The organism is Streptomyces sp. ACA25 (assembly GCF_028200735.1).
Lineage (GTDB): Bacteria > Actinomycetota > Actinomycetes > Streptomycetales > Streptomycetaceae > Streptomyces.
In genome coordinates this window covers 38,680-65,019 of the sequence record NZ_JAQKPV010000001.1, presented here as the reverse complement: position 1 = coordinate 65,019, position 26,340 = coordinate 38,680, and the positions used below count along the sequence as shown (strand labels likewise).

General features: G+C 72.1%; 24 protein-coding genes and 3 tRNA genes. 14 read left to right on the top strand and 13 right to left on the bottom strand.

What is annotated here, in order from left to right; all coding sequences use genetic code 11:
* Window positions 1-27 precede the first annotated feature (27 nt).
* Window positions 28-702: a GntR family transcriptional regulator gene (locus PJ985_RS00280; protein ID WP_271681419.1), complete on the top strand. Its 675-nt coding sequence runs from the start codon at window positions 28-30 to the stop codon at window positions 700-702.
* A gap of 75 nt (window positions 703-777) precedes the next feature.
* A complete protein-coding gene (locus PJ985_RS00275) occupies window positions 778-1,428 on the top strand; it encodes a hypothetical protein (RefSeq protein WP_271681418.1) in 651 nt (216 codons plus the stop codon).
* An 81-nt stretch (window positions 1,429-1,509) separates the two neighbouring features.
* Here the strand turns inward: PJ985_RS00275 and PJ985_RS00270 are convergent, their stop codons facing one another.
* On the bottom strand, window positions 1,510-2,256 hold the full coding sequence (locus PJ985_RS00270) for an SLATT domain-containing protein (RefSeq protein WP_271681417.1): 747 nt from the start codon (window positions 2,254-2,256) through the stop codon (window positions 1,510-1,512).
* Between the two features lie 166 nt (window positions 2,257-2,422).
* On the opposite strand from PJ985_RS00270, the gene purD reads away from it, so the two are divergent.
* From purD to PJ985_RS00250, 4 genes are all read left to right on the top strand, one after another.
* A complete protein-coding gene (gene purD, locus PJ985_RS00265; RefSeq protein ID WP_271681416.1) occupies window positions 2,423-3,679 on the top strand; it encodes a phosphoribosylamine--glycine ligase in 1,257 nt (418 codons plus the stop codon).
* A 226-nt stretch (window positions 3,680-3,905) separates the two neighbouring features.
* Window positions 3,906-5,432, top strand: coding sequence for a hypothetical protein (locus tag PJ985_RS00260; protein WP_271681415.1), 1,527 nt, complete (start codon window positions 3,906-3,908; stop codon window positions 5,430-5,432).
* 156 nt (window positions 5,433-5,588) lie between these two features.
* Entirely contained in the window at window positions 5,589-7,097 is a 1,509-nt protein-coding gene (locus tag PJ985_RS00255; RefSeq protein WP_271681414.1) for a N,N-dimethylformamidase beta subunit family domain-containing protein, read from the top strand.
* Between the two features lie 141 nt (window positions 7,098-7,238).
* Entirely contained in the window at window positions 7,239-8,153 is a 915-nt protein-coding gene (locus PJ985_RS00250) for a phosphoribosylaminoimidazolesuccinocarboxamide synthase (RefSeq protein WP_271681413.1), read from the top strand.
* Between the two features lie 48 nt (window positions 8,154-8,201).
* Here the strand turns inward: PJ985_RS00250 and PJ985_RS00245 are convergent.
* From PJ985_RS00245 to PJ985_RS00205, 9 genes are all read right to left on the bottom strand, one after another.
* Window positions 8,202-8,277, bottom strand: a tRNA-Gly gene (locus PJ985_RS00245).
* Between the two features lie 66 nt (window positions 8,278-8,343).
* Window positions 8,344-9,705: an FAD-dependent oxidoreductase gene (locus PJ985_RS00240; RefSeq protein ID WP_271681412.1), complete on the bottom strand. Its 1,362-nt coding sequence runs from the start codon at window positions 9,703-9,705 to the stop codon at window positions 8,344-8,346.
* Window positions 9,706-9,925: 220 nt separating this feature from the next.
* On the bottom strand, window positions 9,926-10,546 hold the full coding sequence (locus PJ985_RS00235) for a response regulator transcription factor (RefSeq protein ID WP_271681411.1): 621 nt from the start codon (window positions 10,544-10,546) through the stop codon (window positions 9,926-9,928).
* Window positions 10,543-11,841 carry a sensor histidine kinase gene (locus PJ985_RS00230; RefSeq protein WP_271681410.1) on the bottom strand — a complete coding sequence of 433 codons (1,299 nt, stop codon included), beginning with the start codon at window positions 11,839-11,841 and terminating at the stop codon, window positions 10,543-10,545. Before PJ985_RS00230 ends, PJ985_RS00235 begins: the two co-directional genes overlap by 4 nt.
* 28 nt (window positions 11,842-11,869) lie before the next feature.
* Window positions 11,870-12,670, bottom strand: coding sequence for an ABC transporter permease (locus PJ985_RS00225; protein WP_271681409.1), 801 nt, complete (start codon window positions 12,668-12,670; stop codon window positions 11,870-11,872).
* Window positions 12,667-13,617 (bottom strand): ABC transporter ATP-binding protein, encoded by a 951-nt coding sequence (locus PJ985_RS00220; RefSeq protein ID WP_271681408.1) that lies wholly within the window; start codon window positions 13,615-13,617, stop codon window positions 12,667-12,669. The genes PJ985_RS00225 and PJ985_RS00220 overlap by 4 nt, the downstream gene beginning before the upstream one ends.
* 208 nt (window positions 13,618-13,825) lie before the next feature.
* Window positions 13,826-13,901: transfer RNA gene (locus tag PJ985_RS00215), tRNA-Gly, on the bottom strand.
* A gap of 64 nt (window positions 13,902-13,965) precedes the next feature.
* A tRNA-Gly gene (locus tag PJ985_RS00210) sits at window positions 13,966-14,040 on the bottom strand.
* A 111-nt stretch (window positions 14,041-14,151) separates the two neighbouring features.
* A complete protein-coding gene (locus tag PJ985_RS00205; RefSeq protein ID WP_271681407.1) occupies window positions 14,152-14,469 on the bottom strand; it encodes a histone-like nucleoid-structuring protein Lsr2 in 318 nt (105 codons plus the stop codon).
* Between the two features lie 328 nt (window positions 14,470-14,797).
* Between PJ985_RS00205 and purS the strand changes: the two genes are divergently transcribed.
* The 3 genes from purS to purL all read left to right on the top strand — a co-directional run bounded on the left by purS (window position 14,798) and on the right by purL (window position 18,103).
* Complete coding sequence (gene purS / locus PJ985_RS00200; RefSeq protein ID WP_271681406.1) at window positions 14,798-15,094, top strand: phosphoribosylformylglycinamidine synthase subunit PurS; 297 nt, start codon at window positions 14,798-14,800, stop codon at window positions 15,092-15,094.
* Window positions 15,091-15,768, top strand: coding sequence for a phosphoribosylformylglycinamidine synthase subunit PurQ (gene purQ, locus PJ985_RS00195; RefSeq protein WP_271681405.1), 678 nt, complete (start codon window positions 15,091-15,093; stop codon window positions 15,766-15,768). The genes purS and purQ overlap by 4 nt, the downstream gene beginning before the upstream one ends.
* A gap of 85 nt (window positions 15,769-15,853) precedes the next feature.
* Complete coding sequence (purL, locus tag PJ985_RS00190) at window positions 15,854-18,103, top strand: phosphoribosylformylglycinamidine synthase subunit PurL (protein ID WP_271681404.1); 2,250 nt, start codon at window positions 15,854-15,856, stop codon at window positions 18,101-18,103.
* 113 nt (window positions 18,104-18,216) lie between these two features.
* Here purL and PJ985_RS00185 read toward each other — a convergent pair whose 3' ends face one another.
* Window positions 18,217-18,735 (bottom strand): PH domain-containing protein, encoded by a 519-nt coding sequence (locus tag PJ985_RS00185; RefSeq protein WP_271681403.1) that lies wholly within the window; start codon window positions 18,733-18,735, stop codon window positions 18,217-18,219.
* A gap of 134 nt (window positions 18,736-18,869) precedes the next feature.
* On the opposite strand from PJ985_RS00185, the gene PJ985_RS00180 reads away from it, so the two are divergent.
* The 3 genes from PJ985_RS00180 to purM all read left to right on the top strand — a co-directional run bounded on the left by PJ985_RS00180 (window position 18,870) and on the right by purM (window position 22,536).
* Window positions 18,870-19,676 (top strand): maleylpyruvate isomerase family mycothiol-dependent enzyme, encoded by an 807-nt coding sequence (locus PJ985_RS00180; protein ID WP_271681402.1) that lies wholly within the window; start codon window positions 18,870-18,872, stop codon window positions 19,674-19,676.
* A gap of 95 nt (window positions 19,677-19,771) precedes the next feature.
* Complete coding sequence (purF, locus tag PJ985_RS00175; protein WP_271681401.1) at window positions 19,772-21,343, top strand: amidophosphoribosyltransferase; 1,572 nt, start codon at window positions 19,772-19,774, stop codon at window positions 21,341-21,343.
* Between the two features lie 104 nt (window positions 21,344-21,447).
* A complete protein-coding gene (purM, locus tag PJ985_RS00170) occupies window positions 21,448-22,536 on the top strand; it encodes a phosphoribosylformylglycinamidine cyclo-ligase (protein ID WP_271681400.1) in 1,089 nt (362 codons plus the stop codon).
* 168 nt (window positions 22,537-22,704) lie between these two features.
* Here purM and PJ985_RS00165 read toward each other — a convergent pair whose 3' ends face one another.
* Both PJ985_RS00165 and PJ985_RS00160 read right to left on the bottom strand, forming a co-directional pair.
* The gene (locus PJ985_RS00165) at window positions 22,705-22,971 is read right to left on the bottom strand and encodes a DUF3073 domain-containing protein (RefSeq protein ID WP_271682037.1); all 267 of its coding nucleotides are present in this window, start codon (window positions 22,969-22,971) and stop codon (window positions 22,705-22,707) included.
* 307 nt (window positions 22,972-23,278) lie between these two features.
* Window positions 23,279-24,397: a Leu/Phe/Val dehydrogenase gene (locus tag PJ985_RS00160; RefSeq protein WP_271681399.1), complete on the bottom strand. Its 1,119-nt coding sequence runs from the start codon at window positions 24,395-24,397 to the stop codon at window positions 23,279-23,281.
* Between the two features lie 172 nt (window positions 24,398-24,569).
* On the opposite strand from PJ985_RS00160, the gene PJ985_RS00155 reads away from it, so the two are divergent.
* Window positions 24,570-25,406, top strand: coding sequence for a hypothetical protein (locus tag PJ985_RS00155; protein ID WP_271681398.1), 837 nt, complete (start codon window positions 24,570-24,572; stop codon window positions 25,404-25,406).
* A 485-nt stretch (window positions 25,407-25,891) separates the two neighbouring features.
* Window positions 25,892-26,098, top strand: coding sequence for a developmental transcriptional regulator BldC (gene bldC / locus PJ985_RS00150; RefSeq protein ID WP_019431930.1), 207 nt, complete (start codon window positions 25,892-25,894; stop codon window positions 26,096-26,098).
* Window positions 26,099-26,340 lie beyond the last annotated feature (242 nt).

The following is a 26,340-nucleotide window of genomic DNA, read 5'->3' as shown; positions in this document are numbered from 1 at the left end:
CAGGAGCGGTGGGTAAAGTGGCGAGGCGTGATCCGACGCACCACCTTGCGGGAGCAGCTGGCCGATGCCCTGCGTGAGGAAATCCTGGCCGGGCGACTCGAGCCGAACGAGGAGCTCACGGTGCGGGAAATCGCCGAGCAGTACGGGGTCTCGGCCACTCCGGTGCGCGAAGCGCTGCTCGATCTGTCCGCCCAGGGGCTGCTCGTGGTCGCCCAGCACCGCGGCTTCCGCATCCGGAGGTTCTCGCTCACGGACTTCCGGCACATGGTGGAGGCCCGCACCCTGGTGGGTGAGGGAGTGCTGCGGCGCGGCCCGGGGCTCGAGCTGCCGGGCGGCGCACCGCAGGCATTCACCTCGATCCGCCGCCGGGCCGGTATCGCCCGGCAGGCTGCCCGGGCCGGTGAGCTGGACATCCTCATCGGCTACGACCTGCGCTTCTGGCGCGAACTCACCGCCCTGCTCGGCAACCCCTACATCGGTGACTTCCTGGACCGGCTGCGCATTCAGTGCTGGGCGTTCGCCGTCCCCCGGCTCCGCCGGGAGGCGGACCTTCGAGGGCGCCTGTGGCACGGGTACCTCGAACTGACCGACGCGGTCGAGCGCCAGGACGCCGCGGACGCGGGACAACTGCTGAGCGGCCTCCGGGTCCACGCGCTGCAGCTGGCCACCGAACTCGTCGACGGGGAACCGGAGAACCCGTGACCCACGGCAGCGCGGCCCGGCCCGTCAGGCTCTACTCTGGGGCGACCCGAGTCCTCGCGCGAGAGAGAGCCTTACGTGGCCTGTGATCTCTGGCTGGTCCCCCTCGTCGACGTGCTGTGCCACAGCCCTGACAACCCCTTCGCGGAAGAGCTCGCCGACTACGACCGGGCACTGGCCGACGCGGGCCAGCCCCCGGTGCCGGTATTCGGATACATGCCGGGAATGTCCGGGGAAGTCGCGCCGGTCGCCGGCTTCGACTACGCGGCACTGCATCTGCTGCGCCGCGCGTACCTGCTCCGGCTCAGCGGGCTGCCCGTCGACCCGGTCGACGGCCTGGACGGCGACTACCAGCAGCTCCTGGAGATGTTCGAGGGAACGGCCCAGCAGTCCCACCTCGTGTGGCACTTCGACCACGCGGGTGCCTACGTCCCGCTGGACTTCCCGCACCCGCTGGTGAACGACACCCTGCTGGCCGGCGGCGGGCCGCTGGGCTCGAGCCACGGGCTGCTGCGGGAGCTGGAGGCGGTGGCCCCTGCCCTGGACATCGACCCGGCGAACCCGCCGCCCGCCCCGGCTCCGCCCTCGCGGCCCACCCGGCTGGACGAACCGGCGGAGCTCCCCGGCCACGACCCGGGCCTGTTCGCCCGGGAGCGCCACGTATGGCAGGGCCTGCATGCCGCGGCCACCCGCAGCCTCGCCCAGGGCTCCATGATCGTCTTCTCCTGAACGAGCCGGTCAACGACACCCTCGGCGCGTTTCCACGTCGGAAGGGCCCTCCTGCCCGTGGAAACGCGCCCCGTCCGCGGTCTAGCGTGGCCCTTCCGGTGGCCGCTGACGCGGCATGCTGGGCCGGACGCCGGACTGAAGCGGGCTCCGGCCGCTCCGGGGCGGCGGGCCGGCCTCGACCCGGGCGCCCGGGGCCCCCGCCGCCTGCGTCAGCAACGCCGGCCCGGAGCCCCGGAACTCGATCATCCAGTCCGCCGTCTCGCCCCGCACCAGCTCCGTGACGTCCTCGGAGAACCGCCGCAGCACCAGCAGGCACCGCTCGGCGGCCTCACCGGCCGTGCCCTCGGCCGGGCCGAGCATCTCCCGCACGCTCTCGGCCGCCCAGTCGTACCGCATCGTGTCCAGCCGCCGCAGCACCGCCTGCCCGGTCGCCATGTCCCGCATCCATCCCGAGGAGAACCCGAACCAGCGGTCGCAGCCCACGCAGACCGCCGCGGCCAGCAGCGAGACACCGCCCCACCCGGCCACCTCACCGGCCACGCCGGTCAGCTCGAGCAGGGGCAGCAGCGCCGCCCCCGACACCCCCAGGGCGGTACCGCACCGCAGCAGCCGGGCGGCCCGGCGCTTCCGTACCCGGGCGGTGAGGTACCAGTCGGCGGTGCGCAACGCGCCGTCCTCCGCCCAGAGGTACAGCTCATGCAAACGGGTCGCGGGTTCGCCCCAGTCTCCGAGCGGGAACGGTCGGCCGAGCAGGTCCTCCCGCTTCCGGCCCCCTCCCCGACGCCCCGCGTCCGGACCTCCCTCAGGCTGCTTCTCCGGCTGACTCACCCGTCACTCCCTCGCGCTGTAAAGCATCTTCATACCGCCAGTGGAGCGGACGCGGACCGCGCTTTCGGTGAATTCCGCACGGAAGAGGTGGCCAGTCGGGTATAGGGCGTGCCACCCACTCACTCGAAAGAGTGGCTGCCGGAGCCGTCCCGATAGGCTGCCCCACGTGAGAATCCTCGTCATCGGCGGCGGCGCCCGCGAACACGCCCTGTGCCACGCACTGTCCAGCGACCCCGACGTCACGGCGCTGCACTGCGCTCCCGGCAACGCCGGGATCAGTGAGGTGGCGATGCTCCGTCCGGTGGATACCGAGGACGGGGCCGCCGTGGCCGAGCTGGCCGTCGAGCTCCGCGCCGAACTCGTCGTCATCGGCCCGGAGGCGCCGCTCGTGGCCGGCGTGGCGGACGCCGTCCGGGCCGCAGGCATCCCGGTCTTCGGGCCGTCCGCCGCCGCCGCCCGGCTCGAGGGCAGCAAGGCATTCGCCAAGGAGATCATGGCCGCCGCCGGCGTGCCCACTGCCCTCTCCTACGTCTGCACCACCCCGGAGCAGGCCGACGAGGCACTGGAAGCCTTCGGCCCCCCCTACGTCGTCAAGGACGACGGCCTCGCCGCCGGCAAGGGCGTGGTCGTCACCAGCGACCTGGCGGCCGCCCGCGCGCACGCCCGCTCCTGCGAACGCGTGGTGATCGAGGAGTTCCTCGACGGACCCGAGGTCTCCCTGTTCGCCGTCACCGACGGGGAGACCGTCGTCCCCCTGGAGCCCGCCCAGGACTTCAAGCGGGCCCACGACGGCGATGAGGGGCCCAACACCGGCGGCATGGGCGCCTACTCGCCGCTCCCCTGGGCGGAGCCCGGCCTCACCGAGGACGTCCTGCGGACCGTCCTGCAGCCCACCGTCGACGAACTCCGCCGCCGCGGCACCCCGTTCTCCGGGCTGCTCTACGCCGGCCTCGCCCTCACCGGCCGCGGCACCCGGGTCATCGAGTTCAACGCCCGCTTCGGCGACCCGGAGACCCAGGCCGTCCTGGCCCGGCTCCGCACCCCCCTCTCCGGCCTGCTGTACTCCGCCGCGACCGGGCAGCTGGCCGGCCTGGAGCCGCTGCGCTGGAGCGACGGCGCCGCCGTCACCGTCGTGCTGGCCTCCGAGGGCTACCCCACCGCGCCGCGCACCGGCGACCCGGTCGAGGGCCTGGAGGAGGTCGCCGCCCAGGACGCACCGCGCGCCTACGTGCTGCACGCCGGCACCCGGCAGGACAAGGGCGGGCACGTGGTCAGCGCCGGAGGCCGGGTGCTCTCGGTCACGGCCACCGGGCCCGACCTCGCCGAGGCCCGCGAGCACGCCTACCGCGCGCTCGGCCGGATCCGCCTCCGGGGCTCCCACTACCGCAAGGACATCGCCGCGAAAGCTGCCGAACCCTCCTGAACCACCTCCTTCTCCCGGACCGAAAACCCTCCATCGGGTGACCCTTGCGCTGTCCGGCTGACGCCCGTATCCCGCCGGACTAAGGTGCGGCGCGATCGGACCTCCGCACCTTGCGGTAGCGGAGTCCGGTGCCACAGTGGGAGAACGGGCGTCGCGGACGGCGGCCCCGGGCACCGGCGGCCGGCGCTCCGCGTCGCACCGTCACCGGCATGGCGGAGGGCCAAGCATGGGGCAGCAGAGAGCCGCACACTCCGCGCGGGATCACGCGCTGGCCGTTCTGCGGGTGCGCAACGCCGCGGTTGCCACCGCACTGCTGCCCACGGCAGCCGCTGTCCTCCTGTTGGCCGGCGGCGCCACCGGGCACCTGCCGTCCGGCTGGACCCCGCTGCGCGTCGCCGTGCTGTCCCTGGCCGTCGTGTCGCTGGTGCTGGCAGCCGCGACCGCCCTGGTCATCGTCCGCGCCCGGCCCGAGGACACTCCCACGATCGACCTCCCCGAGCGGGCCGCCCCGGCCCTGCACGGGCTGATACGCGACCTCGCCGCCCGGCTCGACGTCCCGGCCCCGACCGGTCTGGCCCTCACCCCCGACTGCGACAGCTGGCTCGAGGAGCGCTCCGGGCGCCCCGGGAGCGCCGCCGGGCCGGTCCTGGTCATCGGCTCGCCCTTCCTGTGGTGGATGCGGGTCGGGGAGTTGCGGGCCCTGCTGGCCCCGGTGGTCGCCGGTACCGGACCCTCCGCGCACCCCGACATCGCCGCGGCCCGCCGGTCGGTGCGCAACCTGGACGCCACCGCGGCCCTCGAAGGGGACACGGCCGCCCTGCGGCACCCGGTCCGGGCCCTCGCCGGCCGGCTCGCCCGCGTGCTGCTCCGCCACGCCGGACCGCACGCCACTCGGATGGAGCGCGGAGTGGCCGCCGCCGCGTCCGCCCGGGCCCGGGCAGTGGACTACGGAACCAGGGTCGTCGCCCAGGAGCAGGTCGGCCTCGCGTACGCCGGCTGGGACCGGCTCCTCACCCGGGTCGCACTCCCCGCCTGGCGCGCCGGCCGCTGGCCCCGGCGGCTGAACGCCGGGGTGGTCGCCGCCCTCACCGAGCTGTCCCGCCGCGACCGGCTCGCCGAGAGCTTCACCTCCCGGCTGGGCGAGCGCCCGGCCTGCGACCTCCTGGAGGAACCCGGCGCGGTCGACGAGGAGATTTCCCGGCTGGCGGCCCGGCTCTTCCACGGTTCTCCGGCCCGAGGCAGCGACTGGGAGCCGGTGGACTGGCCCGCCTATCCCCAGGAGGTCGTCGACCGGATCTGGCGGGAGCGGGCCGCCCGGCTCTTCTCCGCGCTGGACGCCACCGGCCACCCCACGCTGAGCCGGGTCCTTCAACTGCTGGGCGAGGCCGCGGCGGAGGGCGGCACCGACAGCCTCGCGGCCCGGGTCGAGGCGGCCCACGCCCGGTCCGGAGCCGTGCCCGTGAGCCCGTTCACCACGCCGCCTCTGGCCTTCCCGCTCCAGCCGGCCCGCAGCGGCCGCGACCTCCTCGTCGAGCACATCGCCGCCGCGGTCTGCTGCGCCACCGCCGACGCCACCGCCGCCGCCCCCGGCCTGGACTGGCTGGACGGCCCGGTCCTCGTCACCGACGGGGAGCGCTGCAAGGACCTCACCGCCCCGGTGTCCAGCCTGGTCGAGGACGGGGACGGCCGGCCGCTGCGCAACTGGCTGGCCGACGCCGGTGTGCCGCCGGACAAGCTCGTCAGGCTGGTCTGACCGCCCCTCCGGGCCCGCCGGCGAACCCTGCCGGGCACGGAGTCCGGCTCCCGGGGCACACCCCACCGCGCACCATTCACAACGAACGGTGACCACGTGTTCGCCACATGTGATGTCCTGTTCGACGAGAGGGGCCGACGAGGGAGGGGAGTCACGGTGGAGAGGGAGCACAACCGGCGCTGGGAATCGGGGGCACTCGCGCACGCGGTCTCGGACCCCTTCGGTCAGGGGCCGGTGCCCTGGCTCCGGGGCAGTGAGCACTACTTCGACGACACCGGGCAGGTCGTCCCCTGGTACGTGGACCCGGTGCCGGGTGGATGCGGCCCGTCCGAAGCCGGTGCTGCCGCGGGCCGCTCCGGCGAGGGGGCCGCCGCAGGCCCACGCCAGGCCGACGACGTGCACTGCCAGATCAAGGGCTTCACCCCGAACGGGACGGTCGCGCCCGGCGAGCCCCTCGACTTCCGGGTGACGGTCGACCCCCCGCAGGAGTTCACCGTCGACATCTACCGCATCGGGCACTACGCCGGGGACGGTGCCCAGCTGCTGATCAGCAGCCCGCAGCTGATGGGCTCGCGGCAGCCCGCCCCGCTGGTCGCCGGCCGCACCGTCTCCTGCCACCACTGGTGGCTGTCCTGGCGGCTGCCGGTGCCGCAGACCTGGCAGCCCGGCGCCCACGTCGCGGTGCTCACCACCGCCGACGGCCGGCACCGGTCGCACGTGCCGTTCACCGTCCGGGACGACCGGCCCGCCGACCTGCTGCTGCTGCTGCCGGACGTCACCTGGCAGGCGTACAACCTCTTCCCGGAGGACGGCCGCACCGGTGCCAGCCTCTACCACGCCTGGGGCGACAGCGGTCAGCTGCTGGGCGAGGAGGACGCCGCCGTGACCGTGTGCTTCGACCGCCCCTACGCGGGCGCCGGCCTCCCGCTGCACGTCGGACACGCCTACGACTTCATCCGCTGGGCCGAGCGCTACGGCTACGACCTCTCCTACGCCACCGCCCGTGACCTGCACGCGGGCCGGATCGATCCGGCCCGCTACCGGGGGTTCGTCTTTCCCGGTCACGACGAGTACTGGTCGGTGCCGATGCGCCGCGCCGCCGAACGCGCCAGAGACCTCGGCACCTCACTGGTCTTCCTGTCGGCCAACACCATGTACTGGCAGGTCGAGCTGAACCCCCTGCCCTCGGGCGACCCGGACCGGCTGCTCAGCTGCCACAAGCGGCAGGGTCCCGGCCGGTCCGCGCTCTGGCGCGACCAGGGGGCGCCCGAGCAGCAACTCCTGGGTCTGCAGTACGCGGGCCGGGTGCCGCATCCACACCCCCTGGTGGCGCGCAACGCCGACCACTGGCTGTGGGAGTCCACCGGGGTTCACGAGGGCGATGAGCTGCCGGGGCTGGTGGCGGGGGAGGCCGACCGGTACTTTCCCCGCACCTCGCTGCCGGCCTACGAGAGCCGGATCCTGCTGGCCCACTCCCCGTACCGGGACGAGGCGGGCGCGGCACGCCACCAGGAGACCTCGCTGTACCGGGCACCCAGCGGCGCCTGGGTGTTCAGCTCGGGCACCTTCGCGTGGTCCCCCGCCCTGGACCGGCCGCAGCACGCCGACCCCCGCATCCAGAAGGCCACCGCGAACCTCCTGGACCGCATCTGCAAGCGCGGCTGACCTCCTTCCCGGGGCTGCCGGTTCCGCTCCGGGGAACGGCTCGGGGGCGCCGCGACACCCCGGCTCCCCGACCCTGGGGAGGTGAGCGGGCACCGCTACCGGGACAATTGGTGGTTCCGTACCTACCCCCAGGGAGCTGCTGTGCCCGGATTTGTGGAAAAGCCCGAGCCCGTGGAGGTTCCCGGGCTGGAGCACCTGCACACCGGGAAGGTGCGCGACCTCTACCGGAACGCCGAGGGCGATCTGGTGATGGTCGCCAGCGACCGGGTCTCCGCCTACGACTGGGTGCTGCCCACCGGGATCCCGGACAAGGGCCGCATCCTCACCCGGTTGTCGCTGTGGTGGTTCGACCTGCTCTCCGACCTGATCCCCCATCATGTCCTCTCCTCCGACGTCCCGCCCGGCGCCCCCGCCGACTGGAAGGGCCGGGTGACGGTCTGCCGTTCCCTGCGGATGATTCCGGTGGAGTGCGTGGCCCGCGGCTACCTCACCGGCTCGGGCCTGGAGGAGTACCGCCGGGACCGCACGGTGTGCGGACTGGCACTTCCCGAAGGGCTCTCCGACGGGTCCGAGCTTCCCGCCGCGATCTTTACCCCGGCGACGAAGGCGGAGGTCGGCGAGCACGACGAGAACGTCGCTTACGAGGAGATCGCCCGCCGGGTCGGCGCCGAGACGGCGGCCCGCCTGCGGCAGGCCACCCTGGCCGTCTACAGCCGGGCCCGGGACGTCGCCAAGGAGCGGGGCCTCATCCTGGCGGACACCAAGTTCGAGTTCGGCCGGTCCGGTGGCGGCGGTGACGAGGATGCCCTGGTCCTGGCGGACGAGGTGCTGACCCCGGACTCGTCACGCTTCTGGCGCCGCGACGAGTGGGAGCCCGGCCGTCCGCAGAAGCCCTACGACAAGCAGCACATCCGCGACTGGCTGGCCTCCCCCGAGTCCGGCTGGGACCGCCACGGCAACACCCCGCCGCCCGAGCTGCCGGAGCACGTCGTGGAGCAGACCCGTGCCCGCTACATCGAGGCGTACGAGAGGCTCACCGGCACCTCCTGGTCCTGATCAGCCCAGAAACAAGGCCCCGGTCGGATGACCGGGGCCTTGTTTTTCTGGAGCGGACGACCGGGTTCGAACCGGCGACCTCAACCTTGGCAAGGTTGCGCTCTACCAGCTGAGCTACGTCCGCGTGCCGCGCGACCGAGTATAACCACCCCGGCGGGTTCCCGGGACCCACCGGGGTGCCGGGCCGGTGTCAGCAGCCCCCGGCCCGGACCGGGGTTCCGGCCGGAGCCGAGCAGCAGCCGTCCTCCTCGGCGGCGGCGGAACTGTCCTGGCCGCCGGCGGACTCAGCTGTGAGGCCGCCTCCGCTGCACACGCCCGTCTCGGGCAGTGTCAGCTCCACCCGGGCGGCGTCCTCGTGGTCGCCGGCCAGCGCGGCGGCGACGGACCGGACCTGCTCGTACCCGGTCAGGGCCAGGAACGTGGTGGCGCGCCCGTAGCTCTTCATGCCGACGATGTAGACGTTCTGCTCCGGGTGGGCCAGCTCCTTCGCGCCGTGCGGGTACACGGTGCCGCAGGAGTGGATGTTCGGGTCGATGAGCGGGGCGAGCGCGACGGGGGCCTGGAGGCGCTCGTCGAGGCCGAGGCGGAGCTCGGACAGCACGGAGAGCTCGGGGCGCAGCCCGGTGAGGGCGACGACCTCGTCCACCGGCTCGAGCCGGCGCCCGTCCTCGGCCACCAGCGTGAGCTGCCCGTCCGCGGTTTCCACGGCGGCCGTCCGGAATCCGGTGACGGCCTCGGCGTGGCCGTCGGTGACCGCCTGCCGGGCCCGCAGTCCCAGGGCGCCGCGGGCAGGCAGCTGGTCGGCCTCGCCGCCGCCGAAGGTGTCCGCGCCGAGGCCGCGCCGCAGGATCCACACGGCCTTGGTACCGGGCACCTCCCGGGCCAGTTCGGCGAGCAGCGCCAAAGTGGTGAACGCCGAGGCCCCGGATCCGGCCACCGCGGTCCGCCGGCCGGCGTACCGCTTCCGGACCGCGGGGTCGCGCAGATCGGGGATCCGGTAGGAGATGCGGGCGGCTGCCGACGGCTCGCCCACGGCCGGCAGGCCGTCCCCGCCCAGCGGTCCGGGGGTGGACCAGGTGCCGGAGGCGTCGATGACCGCACGGGCGGTGATCCGGCCCTCGGCGCCGTCCGCCGTCCGGGTGTGCACGGTGAACGGCTGATCCGTGCGGTCGGCGTCGACGAGCCGGTCACGTCCGGCGCGGGCCACGCCGGTCACTTCGGTCCGCAGGCGGACGCGGTCGCCGAGTACCTCGGCAAGCGGCTGCAGGTAGTCGGTGGCCCACTCCTCGCCGGTCGGGTAGCGGGTGCCCTCCGGTTGCTGCCAGCCGGTGGGGGCGAGGAGCTTGGCCGCTGCCGGGTCGACGACCTCCGACCAGGCGGAGAACAGCCGTACGTGCCCCCACGCGCGCACTGCCGTCCCGGCGGCCGGACCGGCCTCCAGTACCAGTGGCTTCAGCCCGCGCTCCAGCAGCCGGGCGGCTGCGGCCAGTCCGACCGGTCCTGCCCCCACGACGACGACGGGCAGGGCAGCGGCGCTCTTGGAACTCACCATGACTCCCTCTGATTCGATGGATGCCTAAGTAGTGACGTGAGTCAGCTTGGCCGCTGAATCGACTCCCGTCAACATAGACATCCATTAAATTAGTCCGCCCGGGCAGGCCGTGTGCGGAGGGACGCGCAAGCCGGGGACCCGCCCGCCGAAATCCCCCGCAGTGGCCCGGACCGGGCCCGGTCCCCCCATCGGCCCGGCCCGCACCCGCTTCACCGGCCGGTCAGATCCAGCCGCGGTCGCGGGCGAGGCGGACGGCGGCGTGCCGGTTCTCGGCGTGCAGCTTCGCCGCCGCCGCCGAGAGGTAGTTGCGTACGGTGCCCGGTGCGAGGGCGGCGCGCTCGGCGATCTCGGCGATCGGGGCGCCGTCCGAGGCCAGCTCCAGCAACTCCGCCTCCCGGGCCGTCAGCGGGGAATCACCGGAGCTGATGGCGTCGGCCGCAAGGTCGGGATCGACGTAGCGGTTCCCGTCCCGCACGGTGCGGATGATTTCGGCGAGCCGCTGTGCCGACACCGTCTTGGGGACGAACCCCCGCACCCCGGCGGCCAGCGCCCGCTTCAGGTGCCCCGGCCTTCCGTGCCCTGTCACGATCATGGTCCGGCAGGCGGGCAGCTCGGCCCGCAGCCGGGTGGCCACCGTCACGCCGTCCGCCCCCGGCATCTGCAGATCCAGCACCGCGACATCCGGCCGGTGGGCCCGCGCCATGGCCACGGCCTCCGGGCCGCTCGCCGCCTCGGCGACGACGGTCAGGTCGTCCTCCAGCCCGAGGAGTGCCGCGAGCGCTCCCCTGATGAGGTGCTCGTCGTCGGCCAGCAGTACCCGGATCCTCGCCCCGTCGGTCATTCCCCACCTCGCACTGGTACCTCGGCCGTCAGCCGGAAGCTGCCGTTCCCGGGCCGGGCGGAGGTCAGCGTTCCGCCGACCTCCGCCAGCCGCTCCCGCAGCCCGTCGAGCCCGGAGCCGTCCCCGGCCCCGGGGCGGGTGTCCCGGGCGCCGTCGTTCTCCATCAGCAGCACGACCCGGTCGCCGCCGGGCGCGTGCAGGCGGATGGTGCAGTGCGCGGCGTCGGCGTGGCGCAGCACGTTCGTCGTGCCCTCGCGGACCACCCAGCCGAGTGCCGAGCGCACCGGCTCCGACAGCTCCGGCGCAGCGCCGCCCGCGCCCGTCCCGGCCGTGTTCACGCCCGGCCCGGCACCGTCGGCGGCGTCGATCCGGCAGTCGATGCCCGCCGCGGTCAGTACCCCGCGGGCGCCGGCCAGCTCGGCCTGCAGATCCGCCTCCCGGTAGCCGCGGACCACCGCCCGCATCTCCTGCTGCGAGGACCGCGCTATCCGCTGCACCTCCGTCATCTGGTCCACCGCGGCGGGGGAGCCGCGCTGGGCGAGTTGCACCGCCAGCTCGCTCTTCAGCGCGATCACCGACAGGTTGCGGCCGAGGACATCGTGCAGGTCCCGGCCGAAGCGCAGACGTTCCTCCGCCACGGCGAGCCGTGCCTGCGTCTCCCGGGTGGCGTCCAGCTCGTCCACCACGCGCAGTGTCCAACCGGAACAGCGGAAGGTGAAGCCGAAGAAGCCCGCACCGGCCACCACGGCCAGCAGGAACGGGAGCAGAGGCTGCCCGACCGCCACGGTGCCCGCCACCGCCGCCGCGGCCGGTACCGCCGCCAGCGCGGTGGCCTGCCGGACGGTGAGTGCCAGGGCGACCGGGCCGGCGAAGAAGATCGGGAAGTAGACCATCACGAGCGTGCCTTCCTCGGGCAGCGCGCCGGTTCCCACCAGGCCGCCCACCACCGCGAGGGCACCGAGCGTGCCGACGGTGAACACGCAGAGCAGCAGGTCCGGCCGTCCGGACGTGCCGGTGTAGTGCGCCAGCGCGGCCCGGGACAGCAGGCCGTTCAGCACCGTGTGCGACCCGCCGGCCACCAGGACCGTGACCTGAGCCCAGAGTCCGGCCGTCTCCCGGGTGCTCAGCAGCCAGATGACGAGCAGCACCGCTTCCAGCGCGGTGAAGCTGTAGATCATGTACCGGGTGTACTGGTGGAACCGGACCCGGCCGCTCGCAGCCAGGAATCGGTCCAGCGGGGCCAGCGCGCGCTTCAGGCCGGCGCTCCGCTCCGCAGCCGTCGCGTATGCCCTCACCGCACCCCGCCGTTCCGTTCCCGTCCGGTCACTGCCGCGGCTCCCAGCGGAACCACCGGCGTACAGCAAACACCGCCAGCGCTGTCCAGGCCACCGCCAGCCCCAGGGCCCGCAGCGTCTCCGTGCCGTCCAGGCCGCCCAGCCACCCGTAGCGGACCAGCTCCATCACCGGCGAGAGCGGCAGCAGCCGGAGGACGGCGGCCGTCTGATCGGGCAGCAGCTCGAACGGTACGAAGAGCCCGGATCCGACAGCGGAGACCATCAGCAGCGGCAGCGCGGTGATCTGTGCGGCTTCCACGGTCCGGGTGAACGCCGTGGTCGCGACCGCAAGCAGCACCATCATCACCACGCCGAGGACCACACCCGCGAGCAGCAGACCTGGCCGTTGCGGTGCGGTCAGGTCCAGCAGCACAGCCCCGGCCAGCACCAGCAGGACACACTGGGTCAGGGCGAGCGCCACCGAGGGCAGTGCGGTGCCGGCCAGGATCTCGCGGTCCGGCACCTCACCGGTGCGCAGCCGCTTGAGCACCCGCTCTTCCCGCCGGGCCACGAAGGCGGCGACCAGGTTGGCGTACACCACCAGGAGCAGCACCATGCCGATGCCGCCGGTCATCACCATCCCGCCGGCGGTCAGGCCGGTGTCCGCCAGGTTCACCCGGTCCATCGAGGACCAGATCGCCGCCACCATGAACGGCGGCATGGCCAGCGCCATGAACAGCGTGGTGCGATTGCGCATCAGCAGGGTCAGCTCCGCGCGGGCCAGGGACCGCAGCCGGCCCGCCGGCGTGGAGGCCGTCCGTGCCCGGGCGGCGGTTGTGGTGCTGCTCATCGGGTGCTCACCTCCGTGACTCGCCTCTCGGCGTCGGCGTCCTCGCGGGCGATGTCCAGGAACGCCTCCTCCAGGGAGGCGGAACGGGCGTCGAGCCCGGTCAGCGGAACCGCTTCCGCGCGTGCCCAGAGCAGGAGGTCGGTGAGGTCCTCCTTGAGCTGCTCGGTCCGCACTTCGACCCGCGGGCCGTCCGCCGAGACATGCAGGGACGGTGGCAAGCTGTCCGCCGTCATGCCGTCCGGGAGCGTGAAACGGATCCGGGAGGGCCGGGAGGCGGTGACCTCCGCGGGGGTTCCGGAGAGGACGATCCGGCCCTCCCGCATGATGGCCAGCCGGTCGGCCAGGCTCTCCGCCTCCTCCAGGTAGTGCGTGGTCAGCACCACGGTGGTGCCCTGGTCCCGGAGCTCGCGGACCAGCTGCCAGGTCCGGTGCCGGGCCTCCGCGTCCAGCCCGGTCGTCGGCTCGTCCAGGAAGAGCACCTCGGGCCGGCCGAGCAGCGCGAGCGCCAGGTCGAGCCGGCGCCGCTCACCGCCGGACAGCTGCTTGACGCGGACGTTCGCCCGCTCGCCGAGCCCGACCAGGTCCAGTGCCTCCGGAACCGGCCGGGCCCCGCTGGTGCAGCCCGCCCACATGCGGGCGGTCTCGACTGCTGTCAGGTCGGACGGGAAGCCGCCCTCCTGCAGCATGATGCCGATCCGCGGCCGGACCGCGGCCCGCTCCCGGAAGGGGTCGTGGCCGAGTACCCGGACCCGGCCCCCGGTCGGCGGGGCCAGCCCTTCCAGCACCTCCAGGGTGGAGGTCTTCCCCGCCCCGTTCGTCCCCAGCAGCGCGAAAACTTCTCCCCGGAGCACCGAGAAGTCGAGTCCGCGCACCGCCTCGAACCCCGCGTCGCCGGACGGTCCGTACCGTCGGCGCAGCCCGGCCACTTCGATCACTTGCTCAGTCATGCCTTCAGCTTCGCGTCCCGGTGCGTCCCGGTGCAGTGCCCGCTGTCATCGGACGGCATGACAAATGTCAGAGCGGTGCGGGGGCGGCGCTCCGTCCCCGTCGCCGCCGTGGTGGGGGCGGGAGCCACGGCCGGCCCCGGGACCGGCGGAGGAAGGCGGCAGCGGCAAGCCAAGAGGGCCCCGGTCGTGATGACCGGGGCCCTCTGTGTGGAGCGGACGACCGGGTTCGAACCGGCGACCTCAACCTTGGCAAGGTTGCGCTCTACCAGCTGAGCTACGTCCGCAGCGCATCCGGCTGACGAGCCGGAGCAACGCTCGCTGTACCGGCCCGAGGACCGGTACAGCAGCTGGAGCGGGTGACAGGAATTGCACACTGCGCCTCCCCCTTGGAAAGGGGGTGTTCTACTACTGAACTACACCCGCGCGACTCCGGGAACTTGGCCTTTCGGCCCGGCCCCTCGGCGCGCTCCAGACTCTAGCGGATCACCCGGGGTGCTGTGCAAGTCGGCGGCGCACCCCGTTCGGTGCGGAGGTTCAGTGGGCTCCGTTGAACGCTTCGTAGACCTTCTTCGGGATGCGTCCGCGGGCCGGCACCTCGAAGCCGTTGGACTCCGCCCAGGCGCGCACCGCCCGCGGGTCGGGGGCCACGGCGGTGCGGTGGTAGGCCTTGCCGGACCTGGACTGCTTCCGCGCGGATCCGACGAACGGAGCAAGCGCGTTGCGCAGCTTCTCCGCGTTGTCCTCATTGAGGTCGATCTCGTACGACTTCCCGTCGAGTCCGAAGGTGACTGTCTCCGAGGCTTCTCCGCCGTCGAGGTCGTCGGAGAGCGTGACCACTACTTGCTGAGCCACGAATATCGGTCCTTTCGGGATGATCGCCGTTGTCGAAGGCGTCGGGTGTGCGGAGGGGCTTGCCGCATGACCCGGGGCGCCGGCGATCCGTTGGATTGGGGGCAGTGAATCTTCATTTGTACTCGAGTGAGTATTGCATTGTGCGGGGGTTCAATTATCCCGCGGTGCAGCATCACACAATGGGAGCCTACGTTTTTCCCGCCCGGCCTCGAAGAGGTTTCCTGCTCCGATACCTTAACGTGACCGTATGATGTTCGTCTACTCGCGTAGAATTTTGTGCCGGGTACGCTTGCGGGTGCAGCGTCAAGCACCAACACCGGGAGTACCTGTGGCTCGCGTCGTAGTCGACGTCATGCTCAAGCCGGAGATCCTCGACCCCCAGGGGCAAGCGGTGCAGCGTGCACTGCCGCGCCTGGGATACGAGGGCATCACCGATGTCCGTCAGGGCAAGCGGTTCGAACTGGAGGTTGAGGGCCCGGTCGACGAGGCCGCGCTCGCCCGCATCCACGAGCTGGCGGAAACGTTCCTCGCCAACACCGTGATCGAGGACTTCCGAGTCCGCGTCGAAGAAGTCACCGCCCCCGTGGAAAGCACGGAATCCGTGACCGCCGAGGGGGCGCGGTGACCACCCGTATCGGCGTCGTCACCTTTCCCGGCTCGCTCGACGACCGCGACGCACAGCGCGCGGTGCGGCTGGCCGGCGGAGAGCCCGTGGCGCTGTGGCACCGCGACAAGAACCTGCATCAGGTGGACGCGGTCGTCCTGCCCGGCGGATTCTCCTACGGCGACTATCTGCGCTGTGGCGCGATCGCCCGTTTCTCCCCCGTGATGGAGACCGTCATCGAGCAGGCCCGGGCCGGAATGCCGGTGCTCGGCATCTGCAACGGCTTCCAGGTGCTGTGCGAATCGCACCTGCTGCCCGGCGCCCTCACCCGCAACGACCATCTGCACTTCGTGTGCCGGGACCAGAAGCTCCGCGTCGACAACGCGGACACGGCCTGGACCTCCGACTACTCCCCCGGCCAGGAGATCACCGTTCCGCTCAAGAACGGCGAGGGCGGCTACGTCGCCGCGGAGCGCACCCTGGACGCGCTCGAGGCCGAGGGCCGCGTCGTCTTCCGCTACCTGGACGGCAACCCGAACGGCTCGCGCCGCGACATCGCCGGCATCACCAACGAGGCCGGAAACGTGGTCGGCCTCATGCCGCACCCCGAACACGCCGTGGAGACCCTGACCGGTCCGACCACCGACGGGCTCGGCTTCTTCACCTCGGTGCTCAAGAAGCTGGTCGCCGCATGACTTTCGACACCGGGACGGCCGGAGGAGCGACCGACCGCTCCGGGGCGGCCGGTAGGGACGACTCTGCACGAAGGAGCGAGCGAGCGTGACACTGGACACCGTCAAGCACGCCGGTGAAACCCCCGAGGCCGGGCTGCCCTGGGCCGAACTGGGGCTCAAGGAGGACGAGTACGCGCGCATCCGCGAGATTCTCGGCCGCCGGCCCACCGGGGCCGAACTCGCCATGTACTCGGTCATGTGGTCCGAGCACTGCTCCTACAAGTCCAGCAAGGTGCACCTCAAGCAGTTCGGCGAGAAGGCCCCCGCGTCCGACGCCCTGCTGGTCGGCATCGGGGAGAACGCCGGCGTCGTCGACGTCGGCCAGGGGTACGCCGTCACCTTCAAGGTGGAGTCGCACAACCACCCGTCCTACATCGAGCCCTACCAGGGTGCCGCCACCGGCATCGGCGGGATCGTCCGCGACATCCTGGCCATGGGCGCCCGTCCGGTCGCCGTGATGGACCCGCTGCGCTTCGGCGCCGCCGACCATCCCGACACCCGGCGGGTGCTTCCCGGAGCGGTGGCCGGTATCGGCGGCTACGGCAACTGCCTGGGCCTGCCCAACATCGGCGGCGAGGTCGTCTTCGATCCCTGCTACCAAGGAAACCCCCTGGTCAACGCCCTGTGCGTCGGGGTGATGAAGCACGAGGACATCCACCTCGCCAAGGCGTCCGGCACCGGGAACAAGGTCATCCTCTACGGAGCCCGCACCGGCGGTGACGGCATCGGCGGCGTCTCTGTGCTGGCCTCCGAGACCTTCGACTCGACCGGGCCGGCCAAACGGCCGGCCGTCCAGGTCGGCGACCCGTTCCAGGAGAAGCTGCTCATCGAGTGCACCCTGGAGCTCTTCGCCGAGGACCTCGTCACCGGCATCCAGGACCTCGGCGGCGCCGGACTCTCCTGCGCCACCTCGGAGCTCGCCTCGGCCGGCTCCGGCGGCATGCGGGTCGAGCTCGACACCGTGCCGCTGCGCGACTCCTCCCTCTCGCCCGAGGAAATCCTCATGAGCGAGTCGCAGGAGCGGATGTGCGCCATCGTCGAGCCGGCCAAGGCCGCCCGCTTCCTCGAGATCTGCGAGAAGTGGGACGTCATCGCCACCGTCATCGGCGAGGTCACCGAAGGCGACCGGCTGGAGATCTACTGGCAGGGCGAGCAGATCGTCGACGTCCCGCCGCGCTCGGTGGCACACGAGGGGCCGACGTACCACCGCCCCTACGCACGCCCCGGCTGGCTCGACGCGCTGCAGGCCGACGATGCCGGCGCGCTGCCCCGCCCCGCGGACTCCGCCGAGCTGCGCGACCAGGTCCTGCGCCTGGTGGGCTCCCCGAACCAGGCCGCCAAGTCCTGGGTCACCGATCAGTACGACAAGTACGTGATCGGCAATACCGTCCTGGCCCAGCCGGAGGACTCCGGCATGATCCGCATCGACGAGGAGACCAACCTCGGCGTCGCGCTCGCCACCGACGGCAACGGCCGGTACGCCAAGCTCGACCCGTACGCCGGCGCGCAGCTGGCGCTCGCCGAGGCCTACCGCAACGTCGCCGCCACCGGTGCCAGGCCGCTCGCGGTCACCGACTGCCTCAACTTCGGCTCACCCGAGGACCCGGGCGTCATGTGGCAGTTCGCCGAGGCGTGCCGCGGGCTCGCCGACGCCTGCCGGACCCTGGGCACCCCGGTCACCGGCGGCAACGTCTCGCTGTACAACCAGACCGGGGAGACGGCGATCCACCCCACCCCGGTGGTCGGCGTGCTCGGCGTCATCGACGACGTCACCCGGCGCACACCGATGGCGTTCCGGGAGGAGGGCCAGCTGATTCACCTGCTGGGGGACACCCGGGAGGAGTTCGGTGGCTCCGCCTGGTCCCAGGTCGTCCACGACCACCTCGGCGGGCTGCCGCCGGCGGTCGACCTGGAGCGGGAACGGCTGCTGGCCGAGATCCTGATCGCCGCCTCCCGGGACGGCATGGTCGACGCGGCGCACGACCTGTCCGACGGCGGCCTCATCCAGGCCGTCGTGGAGTCCTGCCTGAAGGGCGGCACCGGTGCCCGGCTGATCGTTCCCGACGGGCTGACGCCGTTCACCTTCCTCTTCTCCGAGTCCGCGGGCCGCGCCGTCGTCGCCGTTCCGCGCAGCGAGGAGGTCCGGTTCAACGACATGTGCGCCGCCCGCGGGATGCCCGTCGCCCGGATCGGGGTCCTCGACGGGGACGCCATCGAGGTGCAGGGCGAGTTCACCCTGCCGCTGAACGAGCTGCGGGAGATCCACGAGCGGACCTTGCCGGCGCTCTTCGGCTGAGCCGGCGGGACTATCCCGCACCTCCCGGCCGAACGAGGTGACGGCCCGCACCCCCCAGCGCGAGGGTGCGGGCCGTCAGTTTCGGGGGCCGTCCCGAGAGGGACTCGTCGGGGTCAGGGGAGCGGCTCGCTGTACGGGTCCGCGGAGATCCGGTCGATCTGCTGGTAGACCTTGGTCTTCAGCAGCTCCGGGTCCGGTACGTGCTTCAGCGTCATCTTCCCCTGCTCGGACGCGGACTGGATGTGCAGCGTGCCGTAGCGCATGATCCGCTCCCACAGGTTCACGCTGTACGACACGTCGTTCACCCGCGTCAGCGGGATGCTCCGGCCCGACTTGGTGAGGAAGCCCATGCGCTTGTGCAGCCGCTTGGTGGTCAGCACGTAGACCGTGGAGCGCCACTGGAGCATGGGGATCAGCCAGAACCACAGCGCGGCGAGCAGCGTGGCGCCCAGCACCGCCCAGAGCGCCGGCCCGCCCCACTCCTCCTCGGTGGGCACGACCCACGCGAGCGCACCGCCGACCGCGATGATCACCAGCAGGATGAGGAACTCGCTCACCAAGGTGGTCCAGTGCTGGCGCGTGTAGTACACCAGGTCTTCGTCGTCGGCGAGGTAGCGGTCCGCGATAGGCATGGGCGCATCCTGGCACACGCGCGAGAGGCCGGGGACCCGGCCGACGCACTTGATACCGGGCCGTGAAGTCACCCGGGACCGGGCCGGGCAGCGATGCGCCGGGCCCGGGGCACCACAGGTCGTAAGCTCCAGGCATGGCTGAAGTCCGGCGCAAGCCTCGCTCTTACCACCCCGACCGGGTCCGGGACGCGTTGCTGGCCCAGGTCGAGTTCGTACGACTGGCCGCGCACGCGCTCACCCGGCCGCAGCTGTCCAAGCCCTCGGGGCTGCCCGGCTGGGACGTGCACACCCTGCTCGCCCACATCGCCGGACAGATCGACGCTCTCCCCCGGCTGCTCGCCGAACCGGTACCGGCCGCGACCCGGCCGGGGGCGGACCTGAACCGCTGGGTGCTGTCCCACGCCGATGCCGCCGGCGAGCCGGCCGCGCGCACCCGGCAGGACGCCGCGGCGGGCGCCGACCAGGCCGCTGCCATCGACCTCGCTGCCGAGGAGCTGGAGTCGGTACTGGAGACGGGAGTCCGGGAGGACCTGCTGCTGCCCGGCCGGTTCGGGGCGATGCGGGCGCTGGACTTCGCGGTGACCCGGGTCGTCGAGCTCGTCGTGCACAGCGACGATCTGACCCGCGCCACCGGAAAGCCGGTGCGGCTGGACCGGGTCGCGCTGGCCACCACGGTCCGGGTGCTGGCGGACGCCCTCGCGGCGAAGGCCCCCGGCAGCTCGACCGAGCTCCGGATTCCGCCGTTCGCCGCCGTCCAGTGCCTGGCCGGTACCCGGCACACCCGCGGCACCCCGCCCAACGTGGTGGAGACCGATCCGGTCACCTGGATCCGGCTGGCCACCGGGCGCACCGACTGGCGCATGGCCACCGCTACGGGGCGGCTGCGGGCGAGCGGGGAGCGCGCGGGGGACCTGGCCGGGACGCTGCCGGTGCTGAGGTGACGTGCGGGGCGCGCCCCCGGCCGGCCCGGTGAGCCTTCTCTCATAAGGAAGGGCCCGGTCTCCGCAAGCGGTCTTTCTGGCCTAGACTCGACAGCGTGCTACGTGGTGACGGTCTACTCAGCCACGACCTCAACCCCGGTGAAAAGGGTCCGAGGGACGCTTGCGGCGTCTTCGGAGTCTGGGCCCCGGGCGAGGAGGTCGCCAAGCTCGCCTATTTCGGGTTGTACGCACTGCAGCACCGGGGGCAGGAATCCGCCGGTATCGCAGTGAGCAACGGTTCCAAGATCCTGGTCTTCAAGGATATGGGCCTGGTCTCCCAGGTCTTCGACGAAGCTTCCCTCGGCTCGCTGCGGGGCCACATCGCGGTGGGTCACGCCCGCTACTCCACCACCGGTGCCTCGGTGTGGGAGAACGCCCAGCCGACCTTCCGGGCCACCGGCCACGGCTCGGTCGCGCTCGGCCACAACGGAAACCTGGTCAACACCGCGGAGCTCGCCGGCCTGGTCGCCGAACTGCCCGGTGACCGGGGGGCCCGTCAGCGGGTCGCGGCGACCAACGACACCGACCTGGTGACCGCGCTGCTCGCCGGGCAGCGCGGCGAGGACGGCGGGCTGCTGACCGTGGAGCAAGCCGCCCCGAAGGTGCTGCCACGGGTGCAGGGCGCCTTCAGCTTCGTCTTCATGGACGAGACCACCCTGTATGCCGCCCGTGACCCGCAGGGGGTCCGGCCGCTGGTCCTGGGCCGTCTGGAGCGCGGCTGGGTGGTGGCCTCCGAGTCCGCCGCCCTGGACATCGTCGGTGCCTCGTTCATCCGCGAGATCGAGCCCGGCGAGCTGATCGCCATCGACGAGAACGGACTGCGCTCTTCACGCTTCGCCGATGCGAAGCCGAAGGGCTGCGTCTTCGAGTACGTCTACCTGGCCCGGCCGGACACGGACATCGCGGGCCGTAACGTCTACCTCACCCGGGTGGAGATGGGCCGCAAGCTGGCGGCTGAGGCCCCGGCGGAGGCCGACCTGGTGATACCGACGCCGGAGTCCGGTACCCCGGCGGCCATCGGCTACGCCGAGGCCAGCGGGATCCCGTACGGCATGGGCCTGGTGAAGAACTCCTACGTCGGCCGGACCTTCATCCAGCCGAGCCAGACCATCCGCCAGCTCGGTATCCGGCTCAAGCTGAACCCCCTCAAGGAAGTCATCCAGGGCAAGCGGCTGGTCGTCGTGGACGACTCCATCGTCCGCGGCAACACCCAGCGTGCCCTGGTCCGGATGCTCCGTGAGGCGGGCGCCGCCGAGGTGCACGTCCGGATCAGCTCGCCGCCGATCAAATGGCCGTGCTTCTTCGGCATCGACTTCGCGACCCGGGCCGAGCTGATCGCCAACGGGCTCTCGGTCGAGGAGATCAGCAAGTCGCTGGGTGCGGACTCCCTCGCCTACATCTCGCTGGACGGGATGGTCGAGGCCACCACCATCGCCAAGCCGAACCTCTGCCGGGCGTGCTTCGACGGTCAGTACCCGATGGCGCTGCCAGATTCCGGGCTGCTGGGCAAGGATCTGCTGGAGGCCGGGGCCGCGGCGGCCGTCAGCGGCGGCAGCCCCGGCGACTCCGACGGGGTGGCGACCCTGCTGACCGGTCCGGGCGCTGCCGACGCGCTGCGCCGGCCCTGAGCGCCGGGCCTGCCCGGCCTCGCGCCGTCGCCTCCGCCGTCCGGAAGCCGCTCCGCTCCCGCGCCCCGTTCCCGTCCCCTGCGAGAGAAACCTCCGAGACCCTGATGCCTGAGAATCCCCAGACGCGTGACGACAGCGCCGGCGCCTCCTACGCCGCCGCAGGCGTGGACATCGAGGCCGGTGAGACGGCCGTTGAGCTGATGAAGGAGTGGGTCGCCAAGGCGCAGCGGCCCGAGAGCGTGGGGTCGCTCGGCGGATTCGCCGGGCTGTTCGACGCCTCCGCGCTCAAGCGGTACGAGCGCCCGCTGCTGGCCTCCGCGACCGACGGCGTGGGCACCAAGGTGGCCGTCGCCCAGCGCATGGACATCCACGACACCATCGGGCACGACCTGGTCGCCATGGTGGTGGACGACCTGGTGGTGTGCGGGGCCGAACCGCTGTTCATGACCGACTACATCTGCGTCGGCAAGCTTCACCCCGAGCGGGTCTCGGCGATCGTCCGGGGCATCGCCGAGGGCTGCGTGCTGGCCGGCTGCGCGCTGGTCGGTGGCGAGACCGCCGAGCACCCCGGTCTCCTGGGGCCGGACGACTACGACGTCGCGGGAGCCGGTACCGGAGTGGTGGAGGCCGACCGGGTGCTGGGCGCGGAGCGCATCCGGGCCGGGGACGTGGTCATCGGCATGGCCTCCTCCGGCCTGCACTCCAACGGGTACTCCCTGGTGCGGCACGTGGTGTTCGACCGGGCCGGATGGGCGCTGGACCGGGAGGTCCCGGAGTTCGGCCGGACACTCGGTGAGGAACTGCTGGAACCGACCAGGATCTACTCGCTGGACTGCCTGGAGCTGACCCGGGCGAGTGAGGTGCACGCCTTCTCACACATCACCGGCGGCGGGCTGGCCAGCAACCTGGCGCGGGTCGTCCCGCAAGGGCTGCGGGCCACCGTCGACCGCGGCACCTGGGCACCGGCCCCGGTGTTCCGGGTGGTCGGGGAAGCCGGCCGGGTCGAGCGGGCAGAGCTGGAGAAGACGCTGAACATGGGCGTCGGCATGGTCGCGGTGGTGCCGCAGGAGTCGGTCGGGGCCGTCCTGAGCACACTGGGGGACCGTGAGGTGGGCGCCTGGGTGATGGGGGAGATCACCGACCGCGGCGATCACGCCGAGGCCGTCTCCCTCCAGGGGGACTATGCGAGCTGACCCGGCCCCGGGCCGTGTCAGCCGCCGGTGGGGCCGCGCCCCGGCTCCGGCCGGGGAAGGGCTTCCCGGTGGGGTTCCGCCGGGGTCTCCCGGCAGCACAGAACCCGGTCCGGCGCTGCGCCGGACCGGGTCACGTGGATCAGCCGACGATTCTGTCGGACGAACGGGTCAGCCGCCGGGGCGCCTGGCGGACGAGCCCGAGCGTGGACCGTCCTCGTCGTCGACTTCGTCGTTGTACCTCTCCGCGTACTGTGCGTACGGGTCGTCCTCCAGCTCAAGCTCGTCGTCCTCGATCCGCTCACCACCAGCAGGCTGCGGATTCGACGGCGATGCGCCCAGCTCTTCGGCCAGTCGTGACAGGTCCGTCCCGCCGCTGTTGTACTTCAGCTGGCGGGCGACCTTTGTCTGCTTGGCCTTGGCCCGGCCGCGCCCCATTGGCTCGACCCCCTCAACGTCGGGGCACAACAGCCCCAGAGTGTTGACATGCGTTCATGAATCGGAGCGGGCTCCCTACGAGAGCCCGACCCATTCGTTTTCAACGGTACCTGCTTCCGGGACCCTACGGTACGCCGTCCGCAGGACCGGGGCTGTCCCAGTGCCGCCTCATGACCTCTTCTTCGCAGGTCAGAGGGGATTTTGCCTTCTTTCGGGCCACGACCCGCCCAAGGGGCGTGACATGTCTCTCGCAAACTCGGGGGACGGGTGGGGCCGGCCGCCGGAGCGGCCGGGACCCGCCCGGCGGTCAGCGGCCCGCGGCCATCCGCTGTTCCGCCACCCGGTCGGCGGCGACGGCCGGCGGCACACCCTCGCGGTCGGCCCGCTCCAGGATCTCCAGCGTGGTGTCGTGGATGCCCGTCGCTTTGCTCTTCGCCCGCGCGAAGTCGAAGCCGTGGAGCTCGTCAGCGACCTGGATCACCCCGCCGGAGTTCACCACGTAGTCGGGCGCGTAGAGGATGCCGCGTTCGGCGAGGTCCTTCTCCACCCCGGGGTGGCCCAGCTGGTTGTTCGCCGCTCCGCAGACCACCGAGGCGGTCAGCAGCGGGACCGTGTGGTCGTTGAGGGCGCCGCCCAGGGCGCAGGGGGCGTAGACGTCGAGGCCTTCGGTGGTGATCAGCGCCTCGGTGTCCGCCGCGACGGTGACCTGCGGGTGCTTGGCCCGTACCCGGGCGACCGACTCCGGACGGACGTCGGTGATCACGACCTCCGCCCCTGCCTCGATGAGATGGTCGACCAGGAGGTGGCCGACCTTGCCGACCCCGGCCACCGCGACCTTGCGGCCGGCCAGCTCGGGCGACCCCCACCGGTGCCGCGCCGCGGCCAGCATGCCCTGGAAGACGCCGTAGGCGGTGAGGACGGAGGAGTCGCCGGCGCCGCCCTGCTCGGGCGAGCGGCCCGTGACCCAGCGGCACTCCCGGGCGATGACGTCCATGTCCTGGACGTAGGTGCCGACGTCGCAGGCGGTGACGTAGCGGCCGCCCAGCGAGTCGACGAACCGGCCGTAGGCGAGCAGCAGCTCCTCGGTCTTCACCAGGTCCGGGTCGCCGATGATCACGGCCTTGCCGCCGCCGTGCTTCAGCCCGGCGAGCGCGTTCTTGTAGCTCATGCCGCGGGAGAGGTTCAGCGCGTCCCGGAGTGCGGCCTCCGCCGGTCGTGGCACGCCGGGGTAGGCGTGGAAGCGGGTGCCTCCGAGGGCCGGGCCGAGAGCGGTGGAATGCAGGGCGATCACTGCCTGGAGGCCGCTGGCGCGGTCCTGGCAGAGCACGACCTGCTCGTGCCCGCCCTGATCCGAACGGAAAAGGGTGTCCAGCACGTTGACCTCAGCCGTGCTGTCGACGCTGACAGCGGGACGTACGTCAGTCACGGTGGTGACTCCTGTAGGTCGGGACGACGCCCTCCGAGGTGGGGAGGGCCGATAGGGACGAGCTTAGAGCCGCCGGGGGATGCCGCGTGCTACAGGTTCGTCACACGGCCCGGGGCAGGCAGGCTGGGCGCGTGCTGTGTCAACCGGTCCGGGGGACCATGGGAGGGTGTGCGTGCAGAAGGTACCTTATGCGTCTTATCTGCGGGTCTACGAGCCGCTGGCTGCTTTCCCCGAGCCGGAGCGCTCGCACTGGGCCGGCTACGCCCGGCGTACGGACCTTCCCGACGAGCAGGACGAGCTCCGGCTCGCCCTCACCGAGTTGCTGGCCGTTCCGCCGCGCGCGGCTCCGGCCGGGGAGAGCGCTGACGCATTTGTCACGGAGGTGGACGGAGTGCTCTGCGTGTGCCCCTGGCGGACCCGCCTGCGGGCCTGGGAGGCGCTGAGCGAGGTGGGGCACTGGATGATGCCCGGGCCGGTGCTCGACGCCGCCCTGCCGCCGGCCGCCCGGGAGCGCGCTGCCGCGGACCACGCCCGATGGCGGGAGCGGAACCCGGACGCCCGCCCCTGGATCAGATCGGCTCTGTGGCATGTACCGATCCGATGGTTTGCCCTCTTCACCGACGAGGAGCGGGACTTCCGGGCAGCGGAGGCCGGAGCCTCCGGGGCCCCCGTGCTGCGGTACCGCACGCCCATGGTCCAGGCCCGGCGGCGGGTGGCCCGGGGCCTGAAAGCGGTGCGGGAGGCCACCCCCGAGGGGCCGCTGACCGAGGCGCTCACCGACGTGGGCCGTTGGCTGGAGGAGTTTCATCCACGTTCACTGGTCGAACTGGACTACGGAGGTCTGGTGCACACCCTCTCCGAGGAGCAGCTGGCGGCGGACCGCAGCGCCAGGGAGGTGGCCGAGGGTCTCGCTGCCCTTGCGCAGGGGGACCTGGAGCGGGCGGGAGAGATCTATGAGGAGGTGACCGACCGCTGGATGACGATTCGCGAGCGGCAGTTCGCCAGCTGACCCGCGCTGCCCGGGTGCGGAGGAAGCGTTCCTGCGCAAGAAGTTCGGCGGAGTTACCTCGCATGTCGGAAATAGGAGTGATCGACGGCACTCTCGGGAAGTCTTGCATGGAAGTGCGCTGCTCGTGGCAAAATAGGACAAGGAGCCCTCTCGGGTTCCTTCTGTCCGCCGAAGGGGGGACAGGTCAGCTTCGTACTCCTTGGTGGGTCTGATGAGGGTTTGGCGCCGCGTGACTGATGGTCACGGGCACGTGACTGTCCGCTATGGACCGGTCCATCGGCTTCCGCCGAGGTTGAACACCTCAGAGGGCAATTCCGTCGGTTTGGCCGACCAGGTCGGGCGGATGGTGTAGTTGTAGTGCCGAGGACAAGCCGTTCGTCCTATAACCGACTCGTCCCGCGTCCGCCATGTCGGGCAACGCGGGTCAAGATGCAGAATTTTAAGGAAAGAACCGTTTTGGTTCGGTTCTCCCGAGGAGGCCGCTCATGACCGCTCGCACCCCTGATGCCGAGCCGCTGCTGACCCCGGCTGAGGTTGCCACGATGTTCCGCGTAGACCCCAAGACGGTCACACGCTGGGCAAAGGCCGGCAAGCTCACGTCGATCCGCACGCTCGGAGGGCACCGCCGCTATCGCGAAGCGGAGGTGCGCGCACTGCTTGCGGGTATCCCGCAGCAGCGCGGCGAGGCCTGAGCAAGCAGCACCACCCAGACTCCGGACTCCGGGACCCCACCCCGGCTGAACGGTCACAGATCGCGTTGGACTCCGCCGGGTCCGACGCGATCTGTCGTTGTGCCCGGCCGCCACCACGCCCCGGCACTCCGTGTGCCCCCGGTCCGCTCCCCGTCGTTGCGAACCCGCCGGGGAACGAAGGCAGATGCGTGGAGGGCGAGCGGAAACCAGGGTATCCGCGGCACACGTCTGCGCAGGGTGCA